This window comes from Asanoa sp. WMMD1127, from assembly GCF_029626225.1.
GTDB lineage: Bacteria > Actinomycetota > Actinomycetes > Mycobacteriales > Micromonosporaceae > Asanoa.
In genome coordinates, this window is sequence record NZ_JARUBP010000001.1 from 1,869,605 (window position 1) to 1,889,561 (window position 19,957).

The following is a 19,957-nucleotide window of genomic DNA, read 5'->3' on the forward strand; positions in this document are numbered from 1 at the left end:
TAGGCCGGCCAGGACCGTAGACCCGTCCGGGCCGCGCCCCGGTCCAAGCCGCACCCGGTTCGGCCCGGGTCGCAATCGCATTCGTCCGCGCGGCTGCGTGGGCAGGACCCGGATCGAACGGACCCTGCGCCGGCCCGCCACCGGGGACGGGGCGGTTTTGTCGGCCGGGCGGGACAGAATGGGGGCGTGCAGCTGCCCGTGATGCCGCCTGTGCAGCCGATGTTGGCCAAGTCGGTGGCGGAGATACCGGATGACCGGTTCTATGAGCCCAAGTGGGACGGGTTCCGGTCGATCGTTTTCCGTGACGGTGACGAGGTCGAGGTCGGGAGTCGCAATGAGCGGCCGATGACTCGCTACTTTCCTGAGATCGTGGCCGCGGTCAAGGAGAGTCTGCCGCCTCGATGCGTGATTGACGGCGAGATCGTCATTGCCAGCACCGACACGCAGGGGCTCGACTTCGGGGCCTTGCAGCTCCGGCTCCACCCCGCGGCCAGTCGGGTGCGGCTGCTGGCCGAGCAGACACCGGCCAGCTTCATCGCGTTCGATCTGCTGGCGCTCGGAGACGAGGACTACACCGGGCGGCCGTTCCGGGAGCGGCGGGCCGCGCTCGAGCACGCGCTGCGGGACGCGCGGCCGCCGGTGCATCTCACGCCGATCACCACTGATCGGGGCATCGCGCGGCAGTGGTTCGACCTGTTCGAGGGGGCCGGGCTCGACGGGCTGATCGCCAAGAGCGGCGACGAGCCGTACCAGCCCAACAAGCGGATCATGGCGAAGGTCAAGCATGAGCGGACCGCGGATTGTGTGGTCGCCGGCTACCGCCTGCACAAGACCGAGCCCGAGGCGATCGGGTCGCTGCTGTTGGGCCTCTACGACGATCCGGCCAACCCGGTGCTGCCCGCGGCCTGGCGTGAATGGAACGGCGGCACCAACCTCAGCTCCGTCGGTGTCATCGGCGCCTTCCCGATGGCCCGCCGCAAGGAACTCTTCCAAGACTTGCAGCCGCTGGTCACCGACTTCGCCAGCCATCCGTGGAACTGGGCGGCCGCCTTCGAGGGCGCGGCCGACAGCAACAACGCCAGTCGGTGGAACCCTGACAAGGACCTTTCGTTCGTGCCGCTGCGACCCGAGCGGGTGGTCGAGGTCCGCTACGACCATCTCGAAGGGCACCGCTTCCGGCACACCGCGCAGTTCGTCCGCTGGCGGCCCGACCGGAACCCGGAATCCTGCGGGTACGACCAGCTTGACCAGCCCGTACGCTTCGATGTCGCCGATGTGCTGGCTGGCCGCATCGCACCGGAGGCGTAGCCACCACCGGCGGCGGTGGGGTTTTCCCGACCCTGAGCGGTAGGCCCGTTGATTTCCCCGAGATGATTCGAGGGGTCGACCGGGGCGCTTCCCGATATCGGCGACGAGGCCGCGGCGGAAGCCTTGATGGCATGACAAAAACCGCCGCCGCCCGCGCTTTCGGAGTCGTTTCGATCCTCGGACTGCTGACCGCTGTCGTGGCCACGGTGGTCGGACACATCGGACTCGGCCCTGGGTACGACCCGCTGAAGCTCACGATCAGCGACTACGCGCTGTCCAACCGGGGCGTGACGATCGAGATCGCGATGGTCGCCCTCGCGCTCGGCGCGCCCGCCCTGCTCGCCGGCCTCCGCGCGGTCGGGGTCGCGATCCGGGGGCTGCCGACCGTACTCCTGTCGATCTGGTCCGTCGGAATGCTGATCGCCGCGATCATCCCGACCGACCCGCCCGGCATGGAGGTCATGTCGACCGCCGCGTTGATCCACCGGTACGCGTCGGTGGCCGCGTTCGTCGTCCTGCCGGTGGCGGCCGTGCTAATCGCCAGCCGGTTCGCCGGTCTCGGCCGCGGGCTGGCCTCGACCGTCCGCCGCCTCGCCGTCAGCTGCGCGGTCGGCGTCGCGGTGCTCTGGTACGTAGCCTTTCCCGGCGGCCGCGTCATGATGGGCCTGGTCGAGCGCGGCCTGGTCGGCATCGAGATCGCCATCCTCGCCGTCCTCTCGATCGGCCTCCTGCGCGCCACCCGGACGGGCAAGCCCGCAAGCGCCGAGCCGGCGCCCGTGATCACGACCCCCACGACCACCGGTGCCGCGGCCGAACCGGCGCTCGCGTCGCCGCGAGCGACCGCCCCGAACTCCGAGGCCGCGATCGCGTCGCCCAAGGCGGGAGCGGCAGTGCCCGCGGGCGTCGGGGCGGAGATCACGGCCGGCCCGCGACGGGCCGACGCGGCCGGTCGCGCGCTGGTCGGAGCGGTTAGCAGCCCCGCACACCGGGGTAGTCCGCGGGCATGACCGACGACCGCACCCAGTCCGGCGCCGACCGCGAGCCGCCTCAGGGCGACGTGCTCGGCAGCGACGACTACCAGGAACAGGGCGAAGCCATCCTCATGGAAACGGACATCCGGGACGAGGAGCCCGAGGCCACCGAAGAGGAGGTCCTCCAGCACCGCACTCCCGAGGTGATCGAGGAGCGGCTCGACGAGGACCCGGAGTAACGGTTAGCGAAAGATCCGACCGGGGTAGTCCCGGATGCATGACCGACGACCGCACGCAGGCCCGGGCCGAATATCCGCTTCCTGAAGAGGAGCGGGTGGGCAGCGACGACTTCCAGGAACAAGCCGAGGCGATCCTGCTGGAATCGGACATCCGGGAGGGAGAAGCCGAGGCCAACGTCCGAGGCGCAGATCCGCCGGTCGAGCGCCGTACGTCCGAGGAAGCAGCCGAATAGCGAAGATCCCGGCAGCGATGCCGGGATCTTCGTCTGTGCGCGGGGGGTCAGGGTCGCAGCGGCGCCTGCGAGACGGCGGTCCGCATCTCGTCGGGCGTGCCGGGCGGCACCCACTCCATCCACCACGTCGCGCCCGCCTCGGCCACGGTCGCCACGTGCAGCCGCTCCGCCGACCAGTCCGCCCGCCGCCGCCGGCCGCCGACCACCAGATCGAAGCCCTCGACCGCACCCCGGTCGGCCCGCACCCGCTCGAGGATCGCCGTCACGTCGGCGGCCGACAGCTCCTCCGGGGCGTCGGAGTAGCGATCATCCGACGACCGCCGGTACGGCAGGAAGCCGTCGTGCCGCGCCGCCCGGGACACCGCCGCGCGACCCGGCCAGCCGCCGCCGATCCAGATGGGCACCCGTACCGGTGCGGGTTGGAACAGCACGTCGTCGACGCGGAAGTGGGCGCCGGCGAAGCTGAACCGCTCCCCCGAGAACAAACCGACGAGGATCCGCAGCGACTCGTCGAGCAACTGGGCCCGCACCCGGGGATCAGAGACACCGCCGAACCGGGCGTACGCGTCGTCCTTAGGATCGCCGACCCCGAGGCCCAGCACCACCCGCCCGCCGCTGAGCTGGTCGAGCGTGGCGACCCGGCGAGCCAGCTCCCACGGTAGGTGCCGGGCCCCGCCGGTCACCGTCGTGCCGAGCCGCACCGACGACGTCGCGGCGGCCATCGCCGCCAGGGCCACCCACACGTCGGCCGTCGGACAGTCGGGTTCCGCGTTGTAGACGAGGTAGTCCTCGAGGAAGACACCGTCCCAACCGGCGTCCTCGGCGCGGCGGGCGAGCTCGGCCAGCAGTCGGGGATCGGCACACGCGGCGCCGCAGGGCAGTTCCAGTCCACAGAGCATCCCGCCGCTTTACCCAGCGGGCAGGCTCAGCTCACGGCGGCGCCGCGCAGGAAGGCGTGGGCGCGCGGGAAGTCCCGCAGCCGATCGGCCAGGACGTCGAACGTCCGCCCGACGGTGTGCAGCGGCACGCCGCGGCTGTCCAGCACCTCGCAAAGCCAGCCGACGAACTCGCCGAACAGCGTCGCGTCGTCGACGTAGACCGCGGCCGCCAGCGAGTCCACGATGTAGCCCAGGTCCGCGACCGTGGCGTCGACCTGAGCGGGCGAATAGCGCGACAGGTCCAGCCGGTCCAGCGCGAGGTCGATCAGCTCGACGCGGGCGGCGACCAGGCCGGCGTACTCGGTGTCGTCGACGAGCGACGGTGCGGACGCGCTGTCGAACGCGGCCGTCGCCAGCACCGACGAGGCGGCCCGGGCGTCGGTGGCGTAGGCGACGCCTAGCTTGCTCGCCCACCGGCCGTCGGCACCGAAACCACGGCCGCCGACCAGCACGGGTACGTCGGTGCGCCGGCACGCCTCGATCGCCTGGAACGCGAGCGGCAGCCGCATCGGCAGCGCGCAGGCGAGCAGCACCGCGCGCGGGTCGTGGCGGTGCAGGTAGGAGACGAGGTGCGGGGACGGCACGCTGGCGCCGAGGAAGGTGACGTCCCACCCGTCGAGCCGCAGCACCTCGGACACGAGGCGGGCCGGCAACGCGTGCCATTCGCCGTCCATGCAGGCCACCACGACCCGGTCGCGGGTCGCGCGCGGCCGGACCGCGACCGACACCGCCGCCACCACCCGCTCGCTGACGTGGGTGGCGGCGTGCTCCTGGGCGACGCTCCACTCGTTGCGCTGCCACCACTCGCCGACCTGGGCCTGGGCGGGGGCGACCAGCGAAAGCAGCACCTCGTCGGCCGGCACCCCGTCGTCGAGCAACGCCAGGGCGATGTCGATCGCGCCGTGCTCGTCGGCCGCGTCGAGGCAGCGCAGGTAGTCCGGGTAGGCGCTCTCCAGGGTCGGCGAAAGCACCGCGGTCACGAAGCCGACCGCCGATCAGGGACGGCGTGCAGGTGCCGAGCCGGCGAGCCGGGCGAGACGGCGCGCACCGCGAACACGGCGATGTCGTCGTGGTTGCGACCGCCGAGCCAGTCGCCGATGACCTGCTCGACCCGTTCGGCGAGCGCGGGCGCCGGCATCCGCTGGCAGCCGCCGAGCGCGTCGACGAGCCGCGCGGCGCCGAACTGCTCGCCCCGGATGCCGCCACGGGCCTCGGTCACGCCGTCGCTGAACAGCAGGCAGGTCTCCCCCGCCGCGAGCTGGACGGTGATCGACGCGATCCGCGGGTCGGGCACCACGCCGATCAGCATGCCGCGCAGGTCGACCGTCTCCACCGCGCCGTCGGCGCGGACCACGATCGGCGGGAGGTGGCCGCCGCTGGCCAGGGTGAGCGACAAACCGCCGCCGTGCACGGGGTTGGCCCGGCCCAGCACCATGGTGGCGAAGCGGCCGTGGCCGTGTGCTCGGGTCGTCTCCAGGACGGAGTCGTTGAGCAGGGTCAGCAGCCGGGCCGGGTCGGACTCGATCCGCCGCAGCGCCTGCAGGCCCTGCCGGATCTGGCCGGTGAAGACGGCCGCGTCGACGCCCTTGCCGGACACGTCGCCGAGGTAGAAGAGCGCGCCGCCGTCGGGCAGCTCGTGGGCGCCGTAGAAGTCGCCGCCGATCCGCAGCGAGCTCTGCGCCGGCCGGTAGGCGGCGCCCCACTGCACGCCGCCGACGCTGGGCGGCTCGGTCGGGGCGAGGCTGGCCTGCAGCGTCTCGGCCACCTCGGCCTGGTCGCGGTAGAGGACAGCGGCGTCGAGCGCGGCGCCGGCCCGGGCGGCGAACCCGCGCAGCATCTGCATGTCGTGTTCGTCGAGGTCGGCGGACCGCACGACGACCAGCGCGCCGGTCGCGGCCGAGCTGCCGGGCAGCGGGACCACCCGGACCGCGACGGTGCCGGGGTCGCGGTCACCCAGCCAGCCGGCCTCGGCCAACTGCTCGGCGAGCCAGTCGGCCTCGGAAGGCTCGGTGCCCCGCAACGCGTCCTCGACCCCGGGTGGCAGGTCGTCGGCGTTCAGCACGCCGCCGTCGACGAGCGCCGGGCCCTCGGCGTCACCGCCGGCGGCGCGCCACCACCGGGCCCGGCCGCGGCGCGGCGCGAGCACGACGACCGCGACCTCACCCAGCGTGGGTACGGCCAACCGCACGGCCGCCCGGGCCGCCCGGTCCTCGTGCAGCGGGTTGCCGAGCTTCTGGCTGGCGGTGGCCAGGAACCGCGCCCGCCCGCGCTCGGCGAGCAGGGCATCGGAGCGGGCGATGGCGTCGGTGACGTCCTCGACGTACCACGCGATGCTGGTGGCGCCCCCGACCGTGAGGTCGACGCGGCGGCAGCGCACCCGGCGCTCGCCGATGGTCAACTCACCCGGTTCCAGTGGGGCGATGCCGCAACCGGCCAGCGTGCGGCCGACGGCCAGGCCGGGCATCAGCTCGAGCGCGGGCTGGCTGAACTCGCGGACCACGCCGGTCGGATCGGTGACGACGACGCCTTCACGGAAATGGTCGACCAGCGTGGTTTCGGTCAGGACGGGAGAGATGCGACGTGGCGCGGATGGTGCCACGGCGGACCGGCCGGGCGCCGCCGTTGCCGGGACCTGGCGACCGCCCGACTCCGAACCTGCCAGGTCGGCGGTACTCACGTGCGTCGACTACTCCCTGATCAGTCGGCCTTGGAAGCCCACCCTACGCGCTTGTTTGCCATGCGGCATGCGACGCCTTCCGGAGCTGATCACCCGATCGACCGTACCCCCACGTCCAACCGGGCGGACCAGGCGCGGGTGTCCTACAGTGGAGCGGACGTTACGGCACGGAGGTGGCAACGGTGAGTCGGCTGGTACCTGACCCGACACCGCTTGTCGTCGATGTCGCCGACGGTGCCGATGCCGTCGTCACTGTGCGAGGTGACCTCGACTTCCCGTGCGCCGACGTCCTGCGGGTCGCGCTGACCACCGCCCTCGATCGCGAGCCGGCCAGCCTGACCATCGATGTCGAGCGACTGACGTTCATCGACAGCACCGGCCTGGCCGTGCTCGTGCACGCCTGGCGGCGCGGCAGCGAGGCCGGCGTCCCCGTCAGCCTGCGGTCGGTCCCGTCGTTCCTGGCATCGATCCTCGACATCACCGGCGTGGGCGAGCTGCTCTCCCGCCCGGCGTCCGCGGCCACCTCCGACGCCGCCACCGCCTGAGACCGTCGTTCGCCGATGGCGAACCTTTGCGTAATTCGGTTGTGAGTGAGTCACTCACTCAGTTAACCTCGCGACGTGATGACGTCCAGTGCCACCGGCCGGGCCCGCCCGCTGCCGCCCGAGGAGCGACGCGCCGCCCTGGTCGCGGCGACGCTGCCGCTCGTCGTGCAACACGGCACCAAGGTCACGACGAAACAGATCGCCGAGGCCGCCGGTGTCGCCGAGGGCACGATCTTCCGCGTCTTCCCTGACAAGGAGACGCTGGTCCGCGAGGCCATCGCGACCGTCCTCGACCCGCTGCCGACCGTGGCGGCACTCAACGCCATCGACCTCGACCTGCCGGTCCGCGAGCGGATGGCCGAGGCGGTCGACATCCTGCGCAAGCGGCTGGAGACGGCCTTCGCGGTGATGTCGGCGCTGCGGATGGACGGCCCGCAGCATCACAAGCCCGAGGACCGGCCGAGCCATCAGCCGATGCTCGACGCGATCGAGCGGCTCGTCGCGCCCGACGAGGACCAGTTCCGGCTGCCCGCGACCGAGGTCGCGCGGATGCTGCGGCTGCTCACCTTCGCCGGCACCCACCGGATCATCACCGACAACCACCCGCTCACCACCGAAGAAGTCGTCTCCGTGCTGCTCGACGGCGTGCTCCGCCGTCCGGGCGACGAGACCGCAAGCAACCCGGGGGAACGTTGCTGATCAGACTCCTGCGGCGCTACCTGCGCCCGTACTCGAAACCGCTTCTGGCGGTCGTCGCCTTCCAGTTCGTCGGCACGCTGGCGTCGCTCTACCTGCCGAGCCTCAACGCCGACATCATCGACAACGGCATCGCGCGCGGCGACACCGGCTACATCGTGCGGATCGGCGGCTGGATGCTCGCCGTGACGATCGTCCAGATGGCGTGCTCGATCTTCGCCGTCTACTTCGGGGCGCGCACCGCGATGAGCTTCGGCCGTGACGTGCGCGGCGCGATCTTCCACCGGGTGCAGCTCTTCTCGGCCCGCGAGGTCAACCAGTTCGGCGCGCCGTCGTTGATCACCCGCACGACCAACGACACCCAGCAGGTGCAGATGCTGGTCGTGATGACCTGCACGTTGCTGGTCACCGCGCCGATCACCGCGGTCGGCGGCGTCATCCTGGCCCTGCGCGAAGACGTCGGCCTGTCCTGGCTGATGGTCGTCTGCGTGCCGGTGCTGGCCATCGCGATCGGCTTGATCATCCGCAGGATGGTGCCGACGTTCCGGTCGATGCAGACCCGGATCGACGGCGTCAACCGGGTGCTGCGCGAGCAGATCACCGGCGTACGGGTGGTCCGGGCGTTCGTCCGCGAGCCCTACGAGACCGAGCGGTTCGACGGCGCCAACGGGGCGCTGACCGAGACCGCGCTGCGCGCCGGCCGACTGATGGCGTTGATCTTCCCCACGGTCATGCTCGTGCTCAACGTGTCGAGCGTCGGCGTGCTCTGGTTCGGCGCCAGCCGGGTCGACTCGGGCCAGATCGAGATCGGCGCGCTGACCGCGTTCCTCAACTATCTCGTGCTGATCCTGATGTCGGTCATGATGGCGACGTTCATGTTGATCATGGTGCCGCGGGCCGCCGTGGCGGCCGAACGGATCACCGAAGTGCTCGACACCGACAGCACCGTGGTCGCGCCGACCGAGCCGGTCACCAGCGTGACCGAGCGGGCCAGCCTGGAGTTCCGCGACGTGACGTTCCAATACCCCGGCGCCGCCGCGCCGGTGCTGCGGGGCATCGACCTCAAGGCCGAGGCGGGCCGCACGACGGCCATCATCGGCAGCACGGGCGCCGGCAAGACCACGCTGATCTCGATGGCGCCGCGGCTGTTCGACGTGACCTCGGGCGCCGTGCTGGTCGACGGCGTCGACGTCCGTGACCTCGACCCCGACCTGCTCTGGAGCAAGATCGGGTTGGTGCCGCAGCGGCCCTACCTGTTCACCGGCACGGTCGCCAGCAACCTGCGCTACGGCAACCCGGACGCCACCGACGAGGAGCTGTGGGCGGCGCTGGAGATCGCCCAGGCCAGGGACTTCGTGGAAGAGATGCCCGAAGGGCTCGACGCGCCGATCGCCCAGGGCGGCACCAACGTCTCCGGCGGCCAGCGGCAACGGCTGGCCATCGCCCGGGCGCTGGTCCGCCAACCCGAGATCTACCTGTTCGACGACTCGTTCTCCGCGCTCGACCTCGGCACCGACGCCCGGTTGCGGGCCGCTCTGCGCCCCGTCACCGCCGACGCCGCCGTGGTCGTCGTGGCCCAACGCGTGTCCACGATCATCGATGCCGACGAGATCGTCGTGCTCGAGGACGGCGCGGTGGTCGGCCGCGGCCGGCACGCCGAACTGCTGGACACCTGCCCGACGTACGCCGAGATCGTCGAGTCGCAGCTCACCGTGGGAGCCGCCGCATGACCGCACAGCAGAACAGCCCGGCCCGCCCGACACCGGGCCGGCTCCCCGCCGCCGGGCGGCGACCCGCGGGCGGCGGCCCACCGTGGATGTCCGCGGGCATGCCGGTCGAAAAGTCGATGACGTTCGTCCCCTCGGCCAAGCGCCTGCTCCGCCGGCTCAGCCCGTACCGCGCCCAGTTGGTCCTGATCGTGTTTCTCGCGGTCGCCAGCGTGGCGCTGTCGGTGATCGGTCCGAAGATCCTCGGGCACGCCACCGACGTCATCTTCCGCGGCGTGCTCGGCCGCCGGCTGCCCGCCGGGACCACCCTCGACCAGGCGGCCGCCGCGGCCCGGGCCGCCGGCCAGAACAACTTCGCCGACCTGCTGCTCAAGACCAGGCCGATCCCGGGCGTCGGCATCGACTTCCACCGGCTCGGCCAGATCCTGCTGCTGGTGCTGGGCATCTACGTGCTGGCCAGCCTGCTGTCCTGGCTGCAGGGTTGGGTGCTCAACGGGGTCGTGCAGAGCGCGATCCGCAAGCTGCGCGCCGACGTCGAGGACAAGCTCAACCGGTTGCCGCTGCCCTACTTCGACCAGCAGCCGCGCGGTGAGCTGCTCAGCCGGGTCACCAACGACATCGACAACATCTCGCAGAGCCTGTCGCAGACGCTCAGCCAGCTGTTGACCTCGCTGCTCACGGTGATCGGCGTGGTCACGCTGATGTTCGTCATCTCGCCGCTGCTCGCGGTCGTCGCGCTGGTCGCGGTGCCGTTGTCGGTCCTGGTCACCCAGCAGATCGGCAAGCGGTCGCAGAAGAAGTTCATCGCGCAGTGGACGCACACCGGCCGGCTCAACGCGCACATCGAGGAGGCCTTCACCGGCCACGAGCTGGTCAAGGTGTTCGGCCGGCAGCGGGAGGTCGAGAACGACTTCGCCGAGAAGAACGACCAACTGTTCAAGGCCGCGTTCGGGGCGCAGTTCATCTCCGGGATCATCATGCCGGCGATGTTCTTCATCGGGAACCTGAGCTACGCGGTGATCGCGGTGCTCGGTGGCCTGCGGGTCGCCTCGGGCACGATGACGCTGGGCGACGTGCAGGCGTTCATTCAGTATTCGCGCCAGTTCACCCAGCCGCTCACCCAGGTCGCGTCGATGGCCAACCTGCTGCAGTCGGGTGTCGCCTCGGCGGAGCGGGTGTTCGACCTGCTCGACGCCGACGAGCAGGTGCCCGACCCGTCCCCGGCGGTCGAGGTGCGCCAGCCGCACGGCCGGGTCGAGTTCGAGCACGTCTCGTTCCGCTACACGCCCGACACTCCGCTGATCGACGACCTGTCGCTGGTCGCCGAGCCCGGGCACACGGTGGCGATTGTCGGGCCGACGGGGGCCGGCAAGACCACGCTGGTCAACCTGATCATGCGGTTCTACGAGCTGGACGGTGGGCGGATCACGCTCGACGGCGTCGACATCACCACGATGAAGCGCGAGACCCTGCGCGGCGAGATCGGCATGGTGCTGCAGGACACCTGGCTGTTCGGGGGCACGATCCGGGACAACATCGCGTACGGGAACCCGTCCGCGACTGACGCCGACATCCACGCGGCGGCCGAGGCGACGTTCGTCGACCGGTTCGTGCGCAGCCTGCCGGACGGCTACGACACCGTGATCGACGAGGAGGGCAGCAACGTCAGCGCGGGTGAGCGGCAGCTCATCACGATCGCGCGGGCGTTCCTGTCCAACCCGTCGCTGCTCATCCTCGACGAGGCGACCAGCTCGGTCGACACGCGCACCGAGGCGTTGCTGCAGCGGGCGATGGCGGCGCTGCGCTCCGACCGGACGAGCTTCGTGATCGCCCACCGGCTTAGCACGATCCGGGACGCCCATCTCATCCTGGTGATGGAGAAGGGCCGGATCGTCGAGCAGGGCACGCACGAGGAGCTGCTGGCGGCGAACGGCGCGTACCGGCGGCTGCACGACGCGCAGTTCACGCAGGCGGCCGTCGACCTCGACGAGGGTCCCGCGGCCGGGGGAATCGCGCTCGCGGGGGCGCCGGGGCAACGTTAGTGTCCTTCGCATGATTCACGTGGAACGGGCGACGGCGGCCGACCGCCAGCAGGTGGTCGAGACCGTCGTCGCCGCGTTCGACCAGGATCCGGCGTTCCGGTTCTTCTTCCGCGACCCGGTCACCCGCGACGCGGAGGCGGCCGAGTTCGCCGGGCACCTGTTCGACCAGCGGGTGGCGCCGGGCACGACCTGGGTCATCGAGGGCGGCCGGTCGCTGGCCATGTGGGACGCGCCTCGCGGGTGGTCGTCGTCTGAAGGCGAGCCGAAGCTGGCTGTCTCCGACGAGGCGCTCGCCCGGCTCGACGACTACCACCGCGCGGTGCAGGGTTTCTTTCCGCGCCGCCAGCCCTTCTGGTACCTCGGGGTGCTCGCGACCCACCCGTCCCACGCGGGGCGCCGGCTGGGCCGCGAGGTGATGAAACCCGGCCTGGCCGCGGCCGCCGCCGCCGGCCTCCCGGCCTATCTGGAGACGACCAACCCGCACAACGTCGGCGTCTACGAGCGCGCGGGCTGGCGGGTGAGCGGCAGCACACACCTCGATGATCTTCCGATCTGGGTGCTGACCCAGTAGATTTGGGCTCTGCGAAGGGGAGTAGCTCCCAACGTGGTGGTCGACACACTGGTGCCCTCGGGCGCCCGGCCACCCGACCTCCGGCCTCGGCCATGAGGTGAGCGAGACCTTCGGCTACGGCAACGACCACCGTTGCCGGGTCGAAGTCTCGCGTTCTCCGACCCGGTGACCACATCCCGGGGAGGACATTCGTGGGAGGCTTTCTCGCCGCGCTCGTCATCAGCTTCGGCGTCATCTTCGTGGCCGAGCTCGGCGACAAGTCCCAGCTGATGGCGATGACGTTCGCCACCCGCTACCGCGCGCTGACGGTGCTGATCGGCATCACGGCCGCCACGGCCGTCGTACACCTGGTGTCGGTCGCGGTCGGCTACGGCCTCGGCGCGACCCTGCCGACGGGCTGGATCGGCCTGGCCGCCGGCGTCGCGTTCCTCGCCTTCGCCGCCTGGACGCTACGCGGCGACAGCCTCACCGAGGCCGAGAAGTCGAAGGCCCAACGCTCCCAACGGTCGGCGGTGCTCGCCGTCGGCGGTGCGTTCTTCCTGGCGGAACTCGGCGACAAGACCATGCTGGCCACAATCACCCTGGCCACCCAACACGGCTGGTTCGGCGTCTGGATCGGCTCCACGATCGGCATGGTGGCCGCGGACGCCCTGGCCATCGTGGTCGGTCGCATGCTGGGCCGCCGCCTGCCGGAAAAGGCCATCAAGTGGGGCGCCGCGGCCCTGTTCGTCATCTTCGGCATCTGGCTGATCGCGGACTCGCTGGTCGAACTGACCTGAGGCTCGCACTACCTCCCAGATCGCACCCTTCGGGAATCGATTTGGTCCACCACTCGCTGCGCCGATGCCTGGAGAGGATCATGTTCCCAGAAGCGGAGGACGATCCAGCCATCTTCCTTCAAATCTCTGTTCGTCAGCATGTCGCGTTCAACTGTGCGAGCCAGCTTTGGCGCCCAATACCATTCATTCGCCGATGGCACCCTGCCGTGCTGTGGACATGAATGCCAGAAACAGGAATCGTAGAAAACCGCCACACGCTGACGGGTAAAGACGATATCTGGTCTTACGCGACGGCCGCTACTTAGCCGCAACGACAAGTCCTTTCGAAAGCGAAGGCCCGCTCGATGCAAAGCCGATCGTAACACCCTCTCAGGTTTGGTATCAGACCTTCGGATAGCCTGCATATTCCGAGATCGCCCCTCGGACGACGGCTCGGGAGTAGTCCCATTACGACGTGCGCGCAACCTTCTCTCCACGGCACGTTCGACCTGGACGGGACGGATTAGCCTGCGATCGCCGTCAGCCACTTCTCAACGCCAATCAATCGACCCGAGGTAACGTGCCCCTTCGCACGCTCGATGCCGCGGCCAGGAGCCTGAACCGCACCGTCGTAGGCAGCCAGCGGTCCGCTGGGATTAACATGCACCACGGAAGAAAAAAGCTGGTTGGCCCCTTCCATCACTTCGCAAGCAGCGGCCAACCGCGCCGGATCAAACTCATTTGTGATGAGAACATAATCGAACCTCTGCCTCGAGGATTCGAGGCGAGAGTATGCATTAAAATCGGTGGCGAACTGCTCTTCGCGGTCAGATCTGATGGACCACTTACAAGTCACTAGTATCCGGTGATTATCAGTTCTTCGTATAAGCGCAAGATCGACCTGGCGGGTTTTGTCGCCTTGCCTTGGTGGGTAAAACCCAGGCAGGTCATGCAGATTGGGCCTAATGTATATCTTATACAGAAGTTGCAGTCCTTCGATCTTGGACAAAATGGCCGCGAGGGTGTCCTCGAAGCCTTCACCGACTAGATTTTTCCTCTTGTTTTCTTGGCCGATATAGGCACGCGTTCGCCGTGAAAGATGTTGCCAAGCGTCAGTGGAGGGTTCATGCCTCAGCCAAGGTCCTAGAACGCTGGTAATGATCTCTCTCAACTCTGGGTCATCACCTGGCATAGGTACTGAGCCATCGGCATGACGCGCGCGCTGAAGCTGCGCTTGGATACGATACCGCCGCTCGCGTGCTTCTGTTGCGCGAGTGAGATCGAGCGTTGCACGCTTAAACAAATAGTCAATATGGCTACCAAGATCCATGGCCGTCACGCCAAGAGAATGCGCTACCCATGTGTGGAACGCGAGAGATCGTGCATACCACGGGCGCCCAGGCTGACATTTGTCTGACTCATAACAATGCGCTAGGCCAGTCGTGGGATCGAGCCACATCAGCAAATGATAGATATGGCGCCAGGCACTTGCTGGCGTAACGCTCACATGATCCGTGAAGTACTCGTCCAGCAAAAGCTGTCGATTGGCCTCTCCGAATGGCCTCTCGACCAGCGACTGAAGATTAGTTTGTTCGAGGGGTAGCTCCGTCAACGCTTGCATCCTCCAACGCTGATTCTCGTATGCGATCGGCTATGCTCCTGGCTGCCGCGTGAGCGAGTAACGGGGGTACAGCATTGCCGACTTGGCGATAGCGCGAGTGGGCCGCACCGCCGTCGATGCGGCCCTCGATGGCCCCCTTTCGGTCATCAGTGGTGAATGTGAATTTGTCAGGGAAAGACTGTATCCGTGCGAACTCGCGGACGCTCAAACACCTGGCTTGCGAATAGTGATAGACCGAGTCAGCCTTGGTGTTCAAGGTCCATGCCCACATGTCTGGGTGCAAACGGCGATATGCATAATAATGCCGTCGACTCATCCGACCGGTGCCGTTGTGTGGTCCCCACTTTGCCCCGGAAATGTAACGTTGAAGCAGCTCGTCAGGAAGATCTCGGTGGTTGCCGCCTGCTGGAATGCCAGCGAGACGCAACGCTGTATCGGCTAGAACTTTGGGAACACTGACGTTGTTGACAAGCGCCTCGTCCGAGAGACCTCGGCGCATTAGCTCTTGGTACGCGGATTCCGCCGGGGGAAGCCCTTCGCTTAGCAGGTCATCTTGACGCCCAGCTGTCAGTTTGATTAAGTCGCTGATAGCTTGCGAAGCAGTTACGGCTGCGGTGTCAAACGGGTCAGCAAGAACGTCCGCGAGATTTTGTCCAAGGTGCTCACGGCTAGAAACGACATACCGTATGGCCTTGCCGTCGTAACGATTGAGCGTTACCAACGATGTCACACCAGAGCCAGCGAGCGTAGGCGGAGCAACCCCGAGGGATCGATGGACGCCTAGGAATAGGAGCCGTTTACGAGTTTGCGGAACCCCGAAGTCCGCAGCGTCACATAATTGCGGCTCAACTAAGTACTCTCCGTTTAGGGATAGATCCTGCGCGACCTGTTCCTTGACGCCCATTTGCGCCATACCCGGAACATTCTCCATCAAGAATGCCTTCGGTCGAACCTCGCCAACGATGTTAACGAACTCTCGATATAGCGAATTTCTAGGGTCATCGATAATTCGGCTATGATTCCGTACCTGGGAGAACGCTTGACACGGAGGCCCACCGACGACCACGTCCGCACCTCGCGCTACGCCGAGGATGGCTTCGCGGACGATCGGATCTCGCACGTCACCAACGATGGTCTTCGCCCGCGGAAAGTTTCGCCTGTAGGTAGCGGCTGCGTCTGGGTCATAATCGCTACCAGCCTTGACCACGAATCCCGCTTGACGAAACCCCTCAGACAGACCACCGGCCCCTGCAAACAAGTCCACAATTGTCAATGCCCGGCGCGATCTCGTGATCATTCGACCGCTCGACACTGCCATGGTTACCCCCTGCTTCCTGGACCACTACGTTCAGCGAAGGGGCCCGTGCATTTCTTCCGCACGGTAGTCGATTCGAGCTGATTGCGTCGACATCGACTAGCGCCGCGGGGGTATGGGCCAAGCCTTCACGACGTTCGCACGAGCGTACGACAACCACATGTCGATTCTTCCCGACGCGCCGAAGACGGTCTCGACGCCTGCCGCGATCTGCCCTATAAGGCCGGTATGTTACCAGGCCTTGGTTGAAGCGACGACGTCTGACTCACCGCCCAACGCTTATAGATAACAGAGCGTTGCTCGCCCAAATACGGACGGCGTCTTGGTCACGGCGGTGCGGCACGGCGCTTCGAGGGGTTCCGGTTCGCGGGAGCGCGGCCCGGGTAGACGGGCTTCATGGGTGACAAGACGGTCTCCGATCTGGTTGTCGAGCGGCTTACCGAGTGGGGTGTGCCGCGGGTGTTCGGGTACTCCGGTGACGGCATCGACGGGGTGATGGGCGCGCTGCGGCGGGCCGGGAAGCCCGAGTTCGTGCAGGCCCGGCACGAGGAGACGGCGGCGTTCATGGCTGTCGGGCATGCGAAGTACACCGGGGGTGTCGGGGTCTGTCTGTCCACCCAGGGGCCCGGCGCCGTGCATCTGCTCAACGGGCTCTATGACGCCAAGCTCGACTCGAAGCCCGTGGTGGCGATCGTCGGGCAGCAGGTGTCGACGGTGCTCGGGAGCGCGTACCAGCAGGAGATCGATCTCGTGCGGTTGTTCGGCGACGTCTGCGCGCAGTTCGTGCAGGCCGCCCACACGCCCGAGCAGGTGCCGCTGCTGCTCGACAAGGCGTTTCGCACGGCGCTCGCCACCCGCAGCCCGACCTGTGTGGTGCTGCCGCAGGACGTGCAGACCGCACCCGCGCCGGATCCGACCGCCCAGTCCCACGGCGTGCTGGTCACGGCGCCGGGTCTGCGGCCGGCGCGGGTGGTGCCGTACGACGACGACGTGCGCGCCGCCGCCGAGCTCCTCCAGGCCGGCGAGCGGGTCGCGATCCTGGTCGGGCAGGGCGCGTACGGCGCGGCCGACGAGCTCACCGAACTGGCCGAGCGGCTCGGCGCGGGCGTGGCGGCGTCGCTGCTCGGCAAGCCGGTTCTGGACGAGCGCCTGCCGTTCCACACCGGCGTGATGGGCCACCTGGGCACCACCGCGAGCGCCGAGCTCATGCGCGGCTGCGACACGCTGCTGATCGTCGGCAGCAACGATCCGTGGACCGAGTTCTATCCGGCGCCGGGGCAGGCGCGGGCCGTGCAGATCGACGTCGACGGGCGGCGGCTCGGCGTGCGCTACCCGGTCGAGGTGCCGCTGCTCGGTGACGCGGCCGCGACGCTGCGGGCCCTGCTGGCGGTGGTCGAGCGGCGCGCCGACCGGTCCTGGCGGGACCAGGTGACCCGGTGGGTGACCCGGTGGCACGAGATCGCCGACGCGCGGGCCGACGCGGCGGCCGAGCCGATCAACCCACAGCAGGTGGTACGCGCGCTGTCCGACCGGCTGCCCGCGGACGCGCAGGTGGCCGTGGACGTCGGCTCGGTGACCTACTGGTACGCGCGACACCTGCGGCTGCCCGTCGGTGCGCCGGCACACCTGTCGAGCACGCTGGCCTCGATGGGCTCGGCGCTGCCCTACGGCCTGGCGGCGAAGCTGGCCCACCCCGACCGGCCGCTGGTGGCGCTGGCCGGCGACGGTGCGATGCAGATGAACGGGCTCGCCGAGCTGATCACCGTGGCCGCGCGGTGGCGGGACTGGGCCGACCCGCGGTTCGTCGTGTGCGTGCTCAACAACCGCGATCTGGCCGAGGTCAGCTGGGAGCAGCGGGAGACGGAAGGCGAGCCGCGGTTCGAGACGTCGCAGGAGCTGCCCGACGTGCCGTACGCCGGGTGGGCCTCGCTCCTCGGTCTGCACGGGATTCGGGCGAGCACGCCGCAGGAGGTCGAGGCGGCGTGGGACGAGGCCTTGCGGGCTGACCGGCCGGTGGTGATCGACGCGGTCACGGACCCGGCGGTGCCGCTGCTGCCGCCGTTGCAACCGGAAGAGAAAGTCTCCCCGATGTACGAGGGCCTGAGCGCCGAGGACACCGACCTCGCCCGCCGCGCCGAGGAGCACCTGCGGCGCGAGCGGGCGAGCGAGGGGTAGGTCCTACCTGAACACCTTCTTGGCCTGGCCCAGGCGCATGAAGACGGTCTCGCCGGTCGCGTCGTCGACGCCGTCGTTGTCGGTGACCGCGAACACCTCGCCGTTGCCGGCGATGGTCAGGCCCTCGACCTTGTCCTGCACCCAACCGTTGTCGGCCTCGAGCAGCGGCAGCAGGTCGACCGCCAGGGTCTTCCGTGCCGCGGGCAGGGCCTCGGTCCCGAAGCCGGCCGGCACATCGAAGGTGTAGACCTTCTTGACCGTCGCCTTCAGGCCACGCTGGTTGTCGCGCTCGATCACCGCGAAGGTGTCGTTGTCGACCGGCACGAGCTCCGACAGGCCGATCCAGGCGCCGGCCGGTGCGGCGTCGAGCTGGTAGCCCAGCCACGCCCACCTCTTGTCGGCCACCGAGTAGCGACCGATCCGCACGGTGCCCTTCGGGTCACCCTTGAGCTCGCGCTGCACGGCGACCCAGACCTGCTCGCCGTTGCCGACGCCGGTCACCGCCACACCCTCGAAGCCGTTGCTCGTCACGTTGGCCGCGACGTCGGCCGGCAGCGGGATCTCCTCCTGCACGGCGCCCTTGGCGTCGAGTCGCACGATCAGGTTGGGCTTGGCGGCGGTGCCGTCGCCCTCGATCGCGATCCAGTAGCCGCCGGCGGCCCGGGCCGCGACACCCTCGGCGTCGTACCCGACGGGCTCGCCGCCCTTGGTCACGGTCAGCTCGCCCTTGACCAGCGCCGGCTGCTGCGCGGTGTCGATGGTCAGCAGGCGCGTCGGCGTGTAGACGCTGTCGGTGATCGACACGACCTGGGCCGGCTGCCCCGGGACGGCGGACAGGCCGCTCAGGGCACCCCAGGCGATCGGGGCCTTCTGCTCACCCGGCTCGTACGCCGAGCGGATCGTCGGGAACGCGCCCTTCTTGTCGCCGTAGCGGAAGATCGTCACCGACGCCCGGATGCCGTCGTCGGGCAGGTCCTCCTCGCTGGAGACCACGAGCAGGCCGCGGGACGGCACGGTGGTGACGCCTTCGGGGCCGTTCGTGGTCGGCAGGATCTGCAGGAAATCGGGCTTCTTCGGCTTGCTGATGTCGTACGCGGCGACGAAGTTGCCCCGCTCGGAGTTGACGAACAGCACCGGCTTGCCGCCGAACCTGCCGTACGCGACGCCCTCGGGCTCGGTGCCCTTGGCGTCGGAGCGACCCTCCGGGTAGAGGCCGTGCGCGGCCGCCAGCCGGTCGAACGAGTTGCCGGCGTCGAACAGGACGTCGCCGTTGCGCTTCCACACGGTGAAACCGCGCGAGCCGCCGACGTAGTCGCCCTCGTTGGCCGTGGCGAACGTGTTGTCGTCGATCCAGACGACGCCGTCGGGCTCGCGGCGGACGGTCACCGAGTCGTCCTGTGCGATCGTGCCGTCGTCCTCGGTGTCCACACCGGACAGTTTGACCTGGCCGGCGCTGAAGTCCTTGACGACCTTCTTCTTCGCCAGGTCGACGATCGCGATGTGGTTGTTCTCCTGGAGCGTGACGACGGCCTCGTCCTTGCCGTTGATCGAAACGTACTCCGGCTCGGGGTCCTTCGGCGCCACCTTGGCCAGGCCCGTGAGCTCGACCCGCGTGAGCGCCCACTTCTTGAGGTCGACGACCTGCAGGAAGCCGGCCGGCTGCTGCGGGAGCTCACCGTCGTTGAGGTCCTCGTCGCGCTCGTTCTCGATGGCGATCGTCGCGTACTTACCGCTCGGCGCGACCGCGATGGAGTCGGGCTGGCCGCCGAGCGCGATCGTGCGTACCTCCTTGCGGGTGGCAAGGTCGATGACCACGAGCACGCCGGAGGTGTCGACGAAGTCCTCGCTGGTGTTGACGACCGCCAGCACGAGGTTCTTGTGCACGGCCACCGACGTCGGCTCGCGAGATCACCGTCTTGCCGTCGGTGCTGACGGCGCTGATCTCGGCGACGGTCTCCTGGTCCTCGGCGCTGTTGAGATAGACCGGCACGGTGGCGAGCCGGGCGAAGCCGGCGTCCTTTGCGGACGGTGCGGCGGCGGCATGCGTCGCCGGGCCGACCAGAGCCGGGACCGTTATGAGGCCGGCGACCATGGCCGTGCGGACGAACCGGCCGGTCGCGCGTGGAACGGGCATGCTGTGA

General features: G+C 68.9%; 18 protein-coding genes. 11 read left to right on the plus strand and 7 right to left on the minus strand.

All coding sequences use genetic code 11. The features are described 5' to 3' along the window. The first annotated feature begins 186 nt into the window (after window positions 1-186). The 4 genes from O7635_RS09000 (at window position 187) to O7635_RS09015 (ending at window position 2,751) form a co-directional block, all read left to right on the plus strand. Window positions 187-1,308: an ATP-dependent DNA ligase gene (locus tag O7635_RS09000; protein WP_278079957.1), complete on the plus strand. Its 1,122-nt coding sequence runs from the start codon at window positions 187-189 to the stop codon at window positions 1,306-1,308. A gap of 131 nt (window positions 1,309-1,439) precedes the next feature. Then, on the plus strand, window positions 1,440-2,315 hold the full coding sequence (locus O7635_RS09005) for a DUF998 domain-containing protein (protein ID WP_278079958.1): 876 nt from the start codon (window positions 1,440-1,442) through the stop codon (window positions 2,313-2,315). Next, window positions 2,312-2,518 carry a hypothetical protein gene (locus O7635_RS09010; RefSeq protein ID WP_278079959.1) on the plus strand — a complete coding sequence of 69 codons (207 nt, stop codon included), beginning with the start codon at window positions 2,312-2,314 and terminating at the stop codon, window positions 2,516-2,518. Before O7635_RS09005 ends, O7635_RS09010 begins: the two co-directional genes overlap by 4 nt. A gap of 38 nt (window positions 2,519-2,556) precedes the next feature. Beyond that, window positions 2,557-2,751: a hypothetical protein gene (locus tag O7635_RS09015; RefSeq protein WP_278079960.1), complete on the plus strand. Its 195-nt coding sequence runs from the start codon at window positions 2,557-2,559 to the stop codon at window positions 2,749-2,751. Between the two features lie 47 nt (window positions 2,752-2,798). Here the strand turns inward: O7635_RS09015 and O7635_RS09020 are convergent, their stop codons facing one another. Genes O7635_RS09020 through O7635_RS09030 form a run of 3 tightly spaced genes read right to left on the minus strand, consistent with a single transcriptional unit; the run spans window position 2,799 to window position 6,366 of the window. After that, window positions 2,799-3,650: an LLM class flavin-dependent oxidoreductase gene (locus tag O7635_RS09020; protein ID WP_278079961.1), complete on the minus strand. Its 852-nt coding sequence runs from the start codon at window positions 3,648-3,650 to the stop codon at window positions 2,799-2,801. Window positions 3,651-3,676: 26 nt separating this feature from the next. Next, complete coding sequence (locus O7635_RS09025; protein ID WP_278079962.1) at window positions 3,677-4,669, minus strand: cobalamin B12-binding domain-containing protein; 993 nt, start codon at window positions 4,667-4,669, stop codon at window positions 3,677-3,679. Next, a complete protein-coding gene (locus O7635_RS09030; protein ID WP_278079963.1) occupies window positions 4,666-6,366 on the minus strand; it encodes a PP2C family protein-serine/threonine phosphatase in 1,701 nt (566 codons plus the stop codon). Before O7635_RS09030 ends, O7635_RS09025 begins: the two co-directional genes overlap by 4 nt. A gap of 182 nt (window positions 6,367-6,548) precedes the next feature. Here O7635_RS09030 and O7635_RS09035 point away from each other — a divergent pair, with 182 nt between their 5' ends. The 6 genes from O7635_RS09035 to O7635_RS09060 all read left to right on the plus strand — a co-directional run bounded on the left by O7635_RS09035 (window position 6,549) and on the right by O7635_RS09060 (window position 12,726). Then, window positions 6,549-6,911: an STAS domain-containing protein gene (locus O7635_RS09035; RefSeq protein ID WP_278079964.1), complete on the plus strand. Its 363-nt coding sequence runs from the start codon at window positions 6,549-6,551 to the stop codon at window positions 6,909-6,911. 78 nt (window positions 6,912-6,989) lie between these two features. Beyond that, the gene (locus O7635_RS09040) at window positions 6,990-7,610 is read left to right on the plus strand and encodes a TetR/AcrR family transcriptional regulator (RefSeq protein WP_278079965.1); all 621 of its coding nucleotides are present in this window, start codon (window positions 6,990-6,992) and stop codon (window positions 7,608-7,610) included. Then, window positions 7,604-9,337 (plus strand): ABC transporter ATP-binding protein, encoded by a 1,734-nt coding sequence (locus O7635_RS09045; protein WP_278079966.1) that lies wholly within the window; start codon window positions 7,604-7,606, stop codon window positions 9,335-9,337. Before O7635_RS09040 ends, O7635_RS09045 begins: the two co-directional genes overlap by 7 nt. Then, window positions 9,334-11,376 carry an ABC transporter ATP-binding protein gene (locus tag O7635_RS09050; RefSeq protein ID WP_278079967.1) on the plus strand — a complete coding sequence of 681 codons (2,043 nt, stop codon included), beginning with the start codon at window positions 9,334-9,336 and terminating at the stop codon, window positions 11,374-11,376. The genes O7635_RS09045 and O7635_RS09050 overlap by 4 nt, the downstream gene beginning before the upstream one ends. A 10-nt stretch (window positions 11,377-11,386) precedes the next feature. Continuing rightward, window positions 11,387-11,947, plus strand: coding sequence for a GNAT family N-acetyltransferase (locus O7635_RS09055; protein WP_278079968.1), 561 nt, complete (start codon window positions 11,387-11,389; stop codon window positions 11,945-11,947). 191 nt (window positions 11,948-12,138) lie between these two features. Then, on the plus strand, window positions 12,139-12,726 hold the full coding sequence (locus O7635_RS09060; RefSeq protein ID WP_278079969.1) for a TMEM165/GDT1 family protein: 588 nt from the start codon (window positions 12,139-12,141) through the stop codon (window positions 12,724-12,726). A gap of 8 nt (window positions 12,727-12,734) precedes the next feature. Here the strand turns inward: O7635_RS09060 and O7635_RS09065 are convergent, their stop codons facing one another. From O7635_RS09065 to O7635_RS09075, 3 genes are all read right to left on the minus strand, one after another. After that, window positions 12,735-13,253 (minus strand): very short patch repair endonuclease, encoded by a 519-nt coding sequence (locus O7635_RS09065; protein WP_347405267.1) that lies wholly within the window; start codon window positions 13,251-13,253, stop codon window positions 12,735-12,737. Beyond that, the gene (locus O7635_RS09070) at window positions 13,229-14,044 is read right to left on the minus strand and encodes a hypothetical protein (protein ID WP_278079970.1); all 816 of its coding nucleotides are present in this window, start codon (window positions 14,042-14,044) and stop codon (window positions 13,229-13,231) included. The genes O7635_RS09065 and O7635_RS09070 overlap by 25 nt, the downstream gene beginning before the upstream one ends. Window positions 14,045-14,288: 244 nt before the next feature. Next, window positions 14,289-15,644: a DNA cytosine methyltransferase gene (locus O7635_RS09075; protein WP_347405268.1), complete on the minus strand. Its 1,356-nt coding sequence runs from the start codon at window positions 15,642-15,644 to the stop codon at window positions 14,289-14,291. 393 nt (window positions 15,645-16,037) lie between these two features. On the opposite strand from O7635_RS09075, the gene O7635_RS09080 reads away from it, so the two are divergent. Next, window positions 16,038-17,816 (plus strand): thiamine pyrophosphate-requiring protein, encoded by a 1,779-nt coding sequence (locus O7635_RS09080; protein WP_278079971.1) that lies wholly within the window; start codon window positions 16,038-16,040, stop codon window positions 17,814-17,816. 3 nt (window positions 17,817-17,819) lie between these two features. Here the strand turns inward: O7635_RS09080 and O7635_RS09085 are convergent, their stop codons facing one another. Beyond that, window positions 17,820-19,706, minus strand: a complete 1,887-nt coding sequence (locus tag O7635_RS09085) for an esterase-like activity of phytase family protein (RefSeq protein WP_278079972.1) — start codon at window positions 19,704-19,706, stop codon at window positions 17,820-17,822. Between the last annotated feature and the right edge of the window lie 251 nt (window positions 19,707-19,957).

Bases quoted from the DNA above. Each gene is read 5' to 3' on its own strand.
- O7635_RS09005 (WP_278079958.1), top strand. From the start codon at position 1,440: ATGACAAAAACCGCCGCCGCCCGCGCTTTCGGAGTCGTTTCGATCCTC.
- O7635_RS09010 (WP_278079959.1), top strand. From the start codon at position 2,312: ATGACCGACGACCGCACCCAGTCCGGCGCCGACCGCGAGCCGCCTCAG.
- O7635_RS09015 (WP_278079960.1), top strand. From the start codon at position 2,557: ATGACCGACGACCGCACGCAGGCCCGGGCCGAATATCCGCTTCCTGAA.
- O7635_RS09020 (WP_278079961.1), bottom strand. From the start codon at position 3,650: ATGCTCTGTGGACTGGAACTGCCCTGCGGCGCCGCGTGTGCCGATCCC.
- O7635_RS09040 (WP_278079965.1), top strand. From the start codon at position 6,990: ATGACGTCCAGTGCCACCGGCCGGGCCCGCCCGCTGCCGCCCGAGGAG.
- O7635_RS09050 (WP_278079967.1), top strand. From the start codon at position 9,334: ATGACCGCACAGCAGAACAGCCCGGCCCGCCCGACACCGGGCCGGCTC.
- O7635_RS09055 (WP_278079968.1), top strand. From the start codon at position 11,387: ATGATTCACGTGGAACGGGCGACGGCGGCCGACCGCCAGCAGGTGGTC.
- O7635_RS09075 (WP_347405268.1), bottom strand. From the start codon at position 15,644: ATGGCAGTGTCGAGCGGTCGAATGATCACGAGATCGCGCCGGGCATTG.
- O7635_RS09080 (WP_278079971.1), top strand. From the start codon at position 16,038: ATGGGTGACAAGACGGTCTCCGATCTGGTTGTCGAGCGGCTTACCGAG.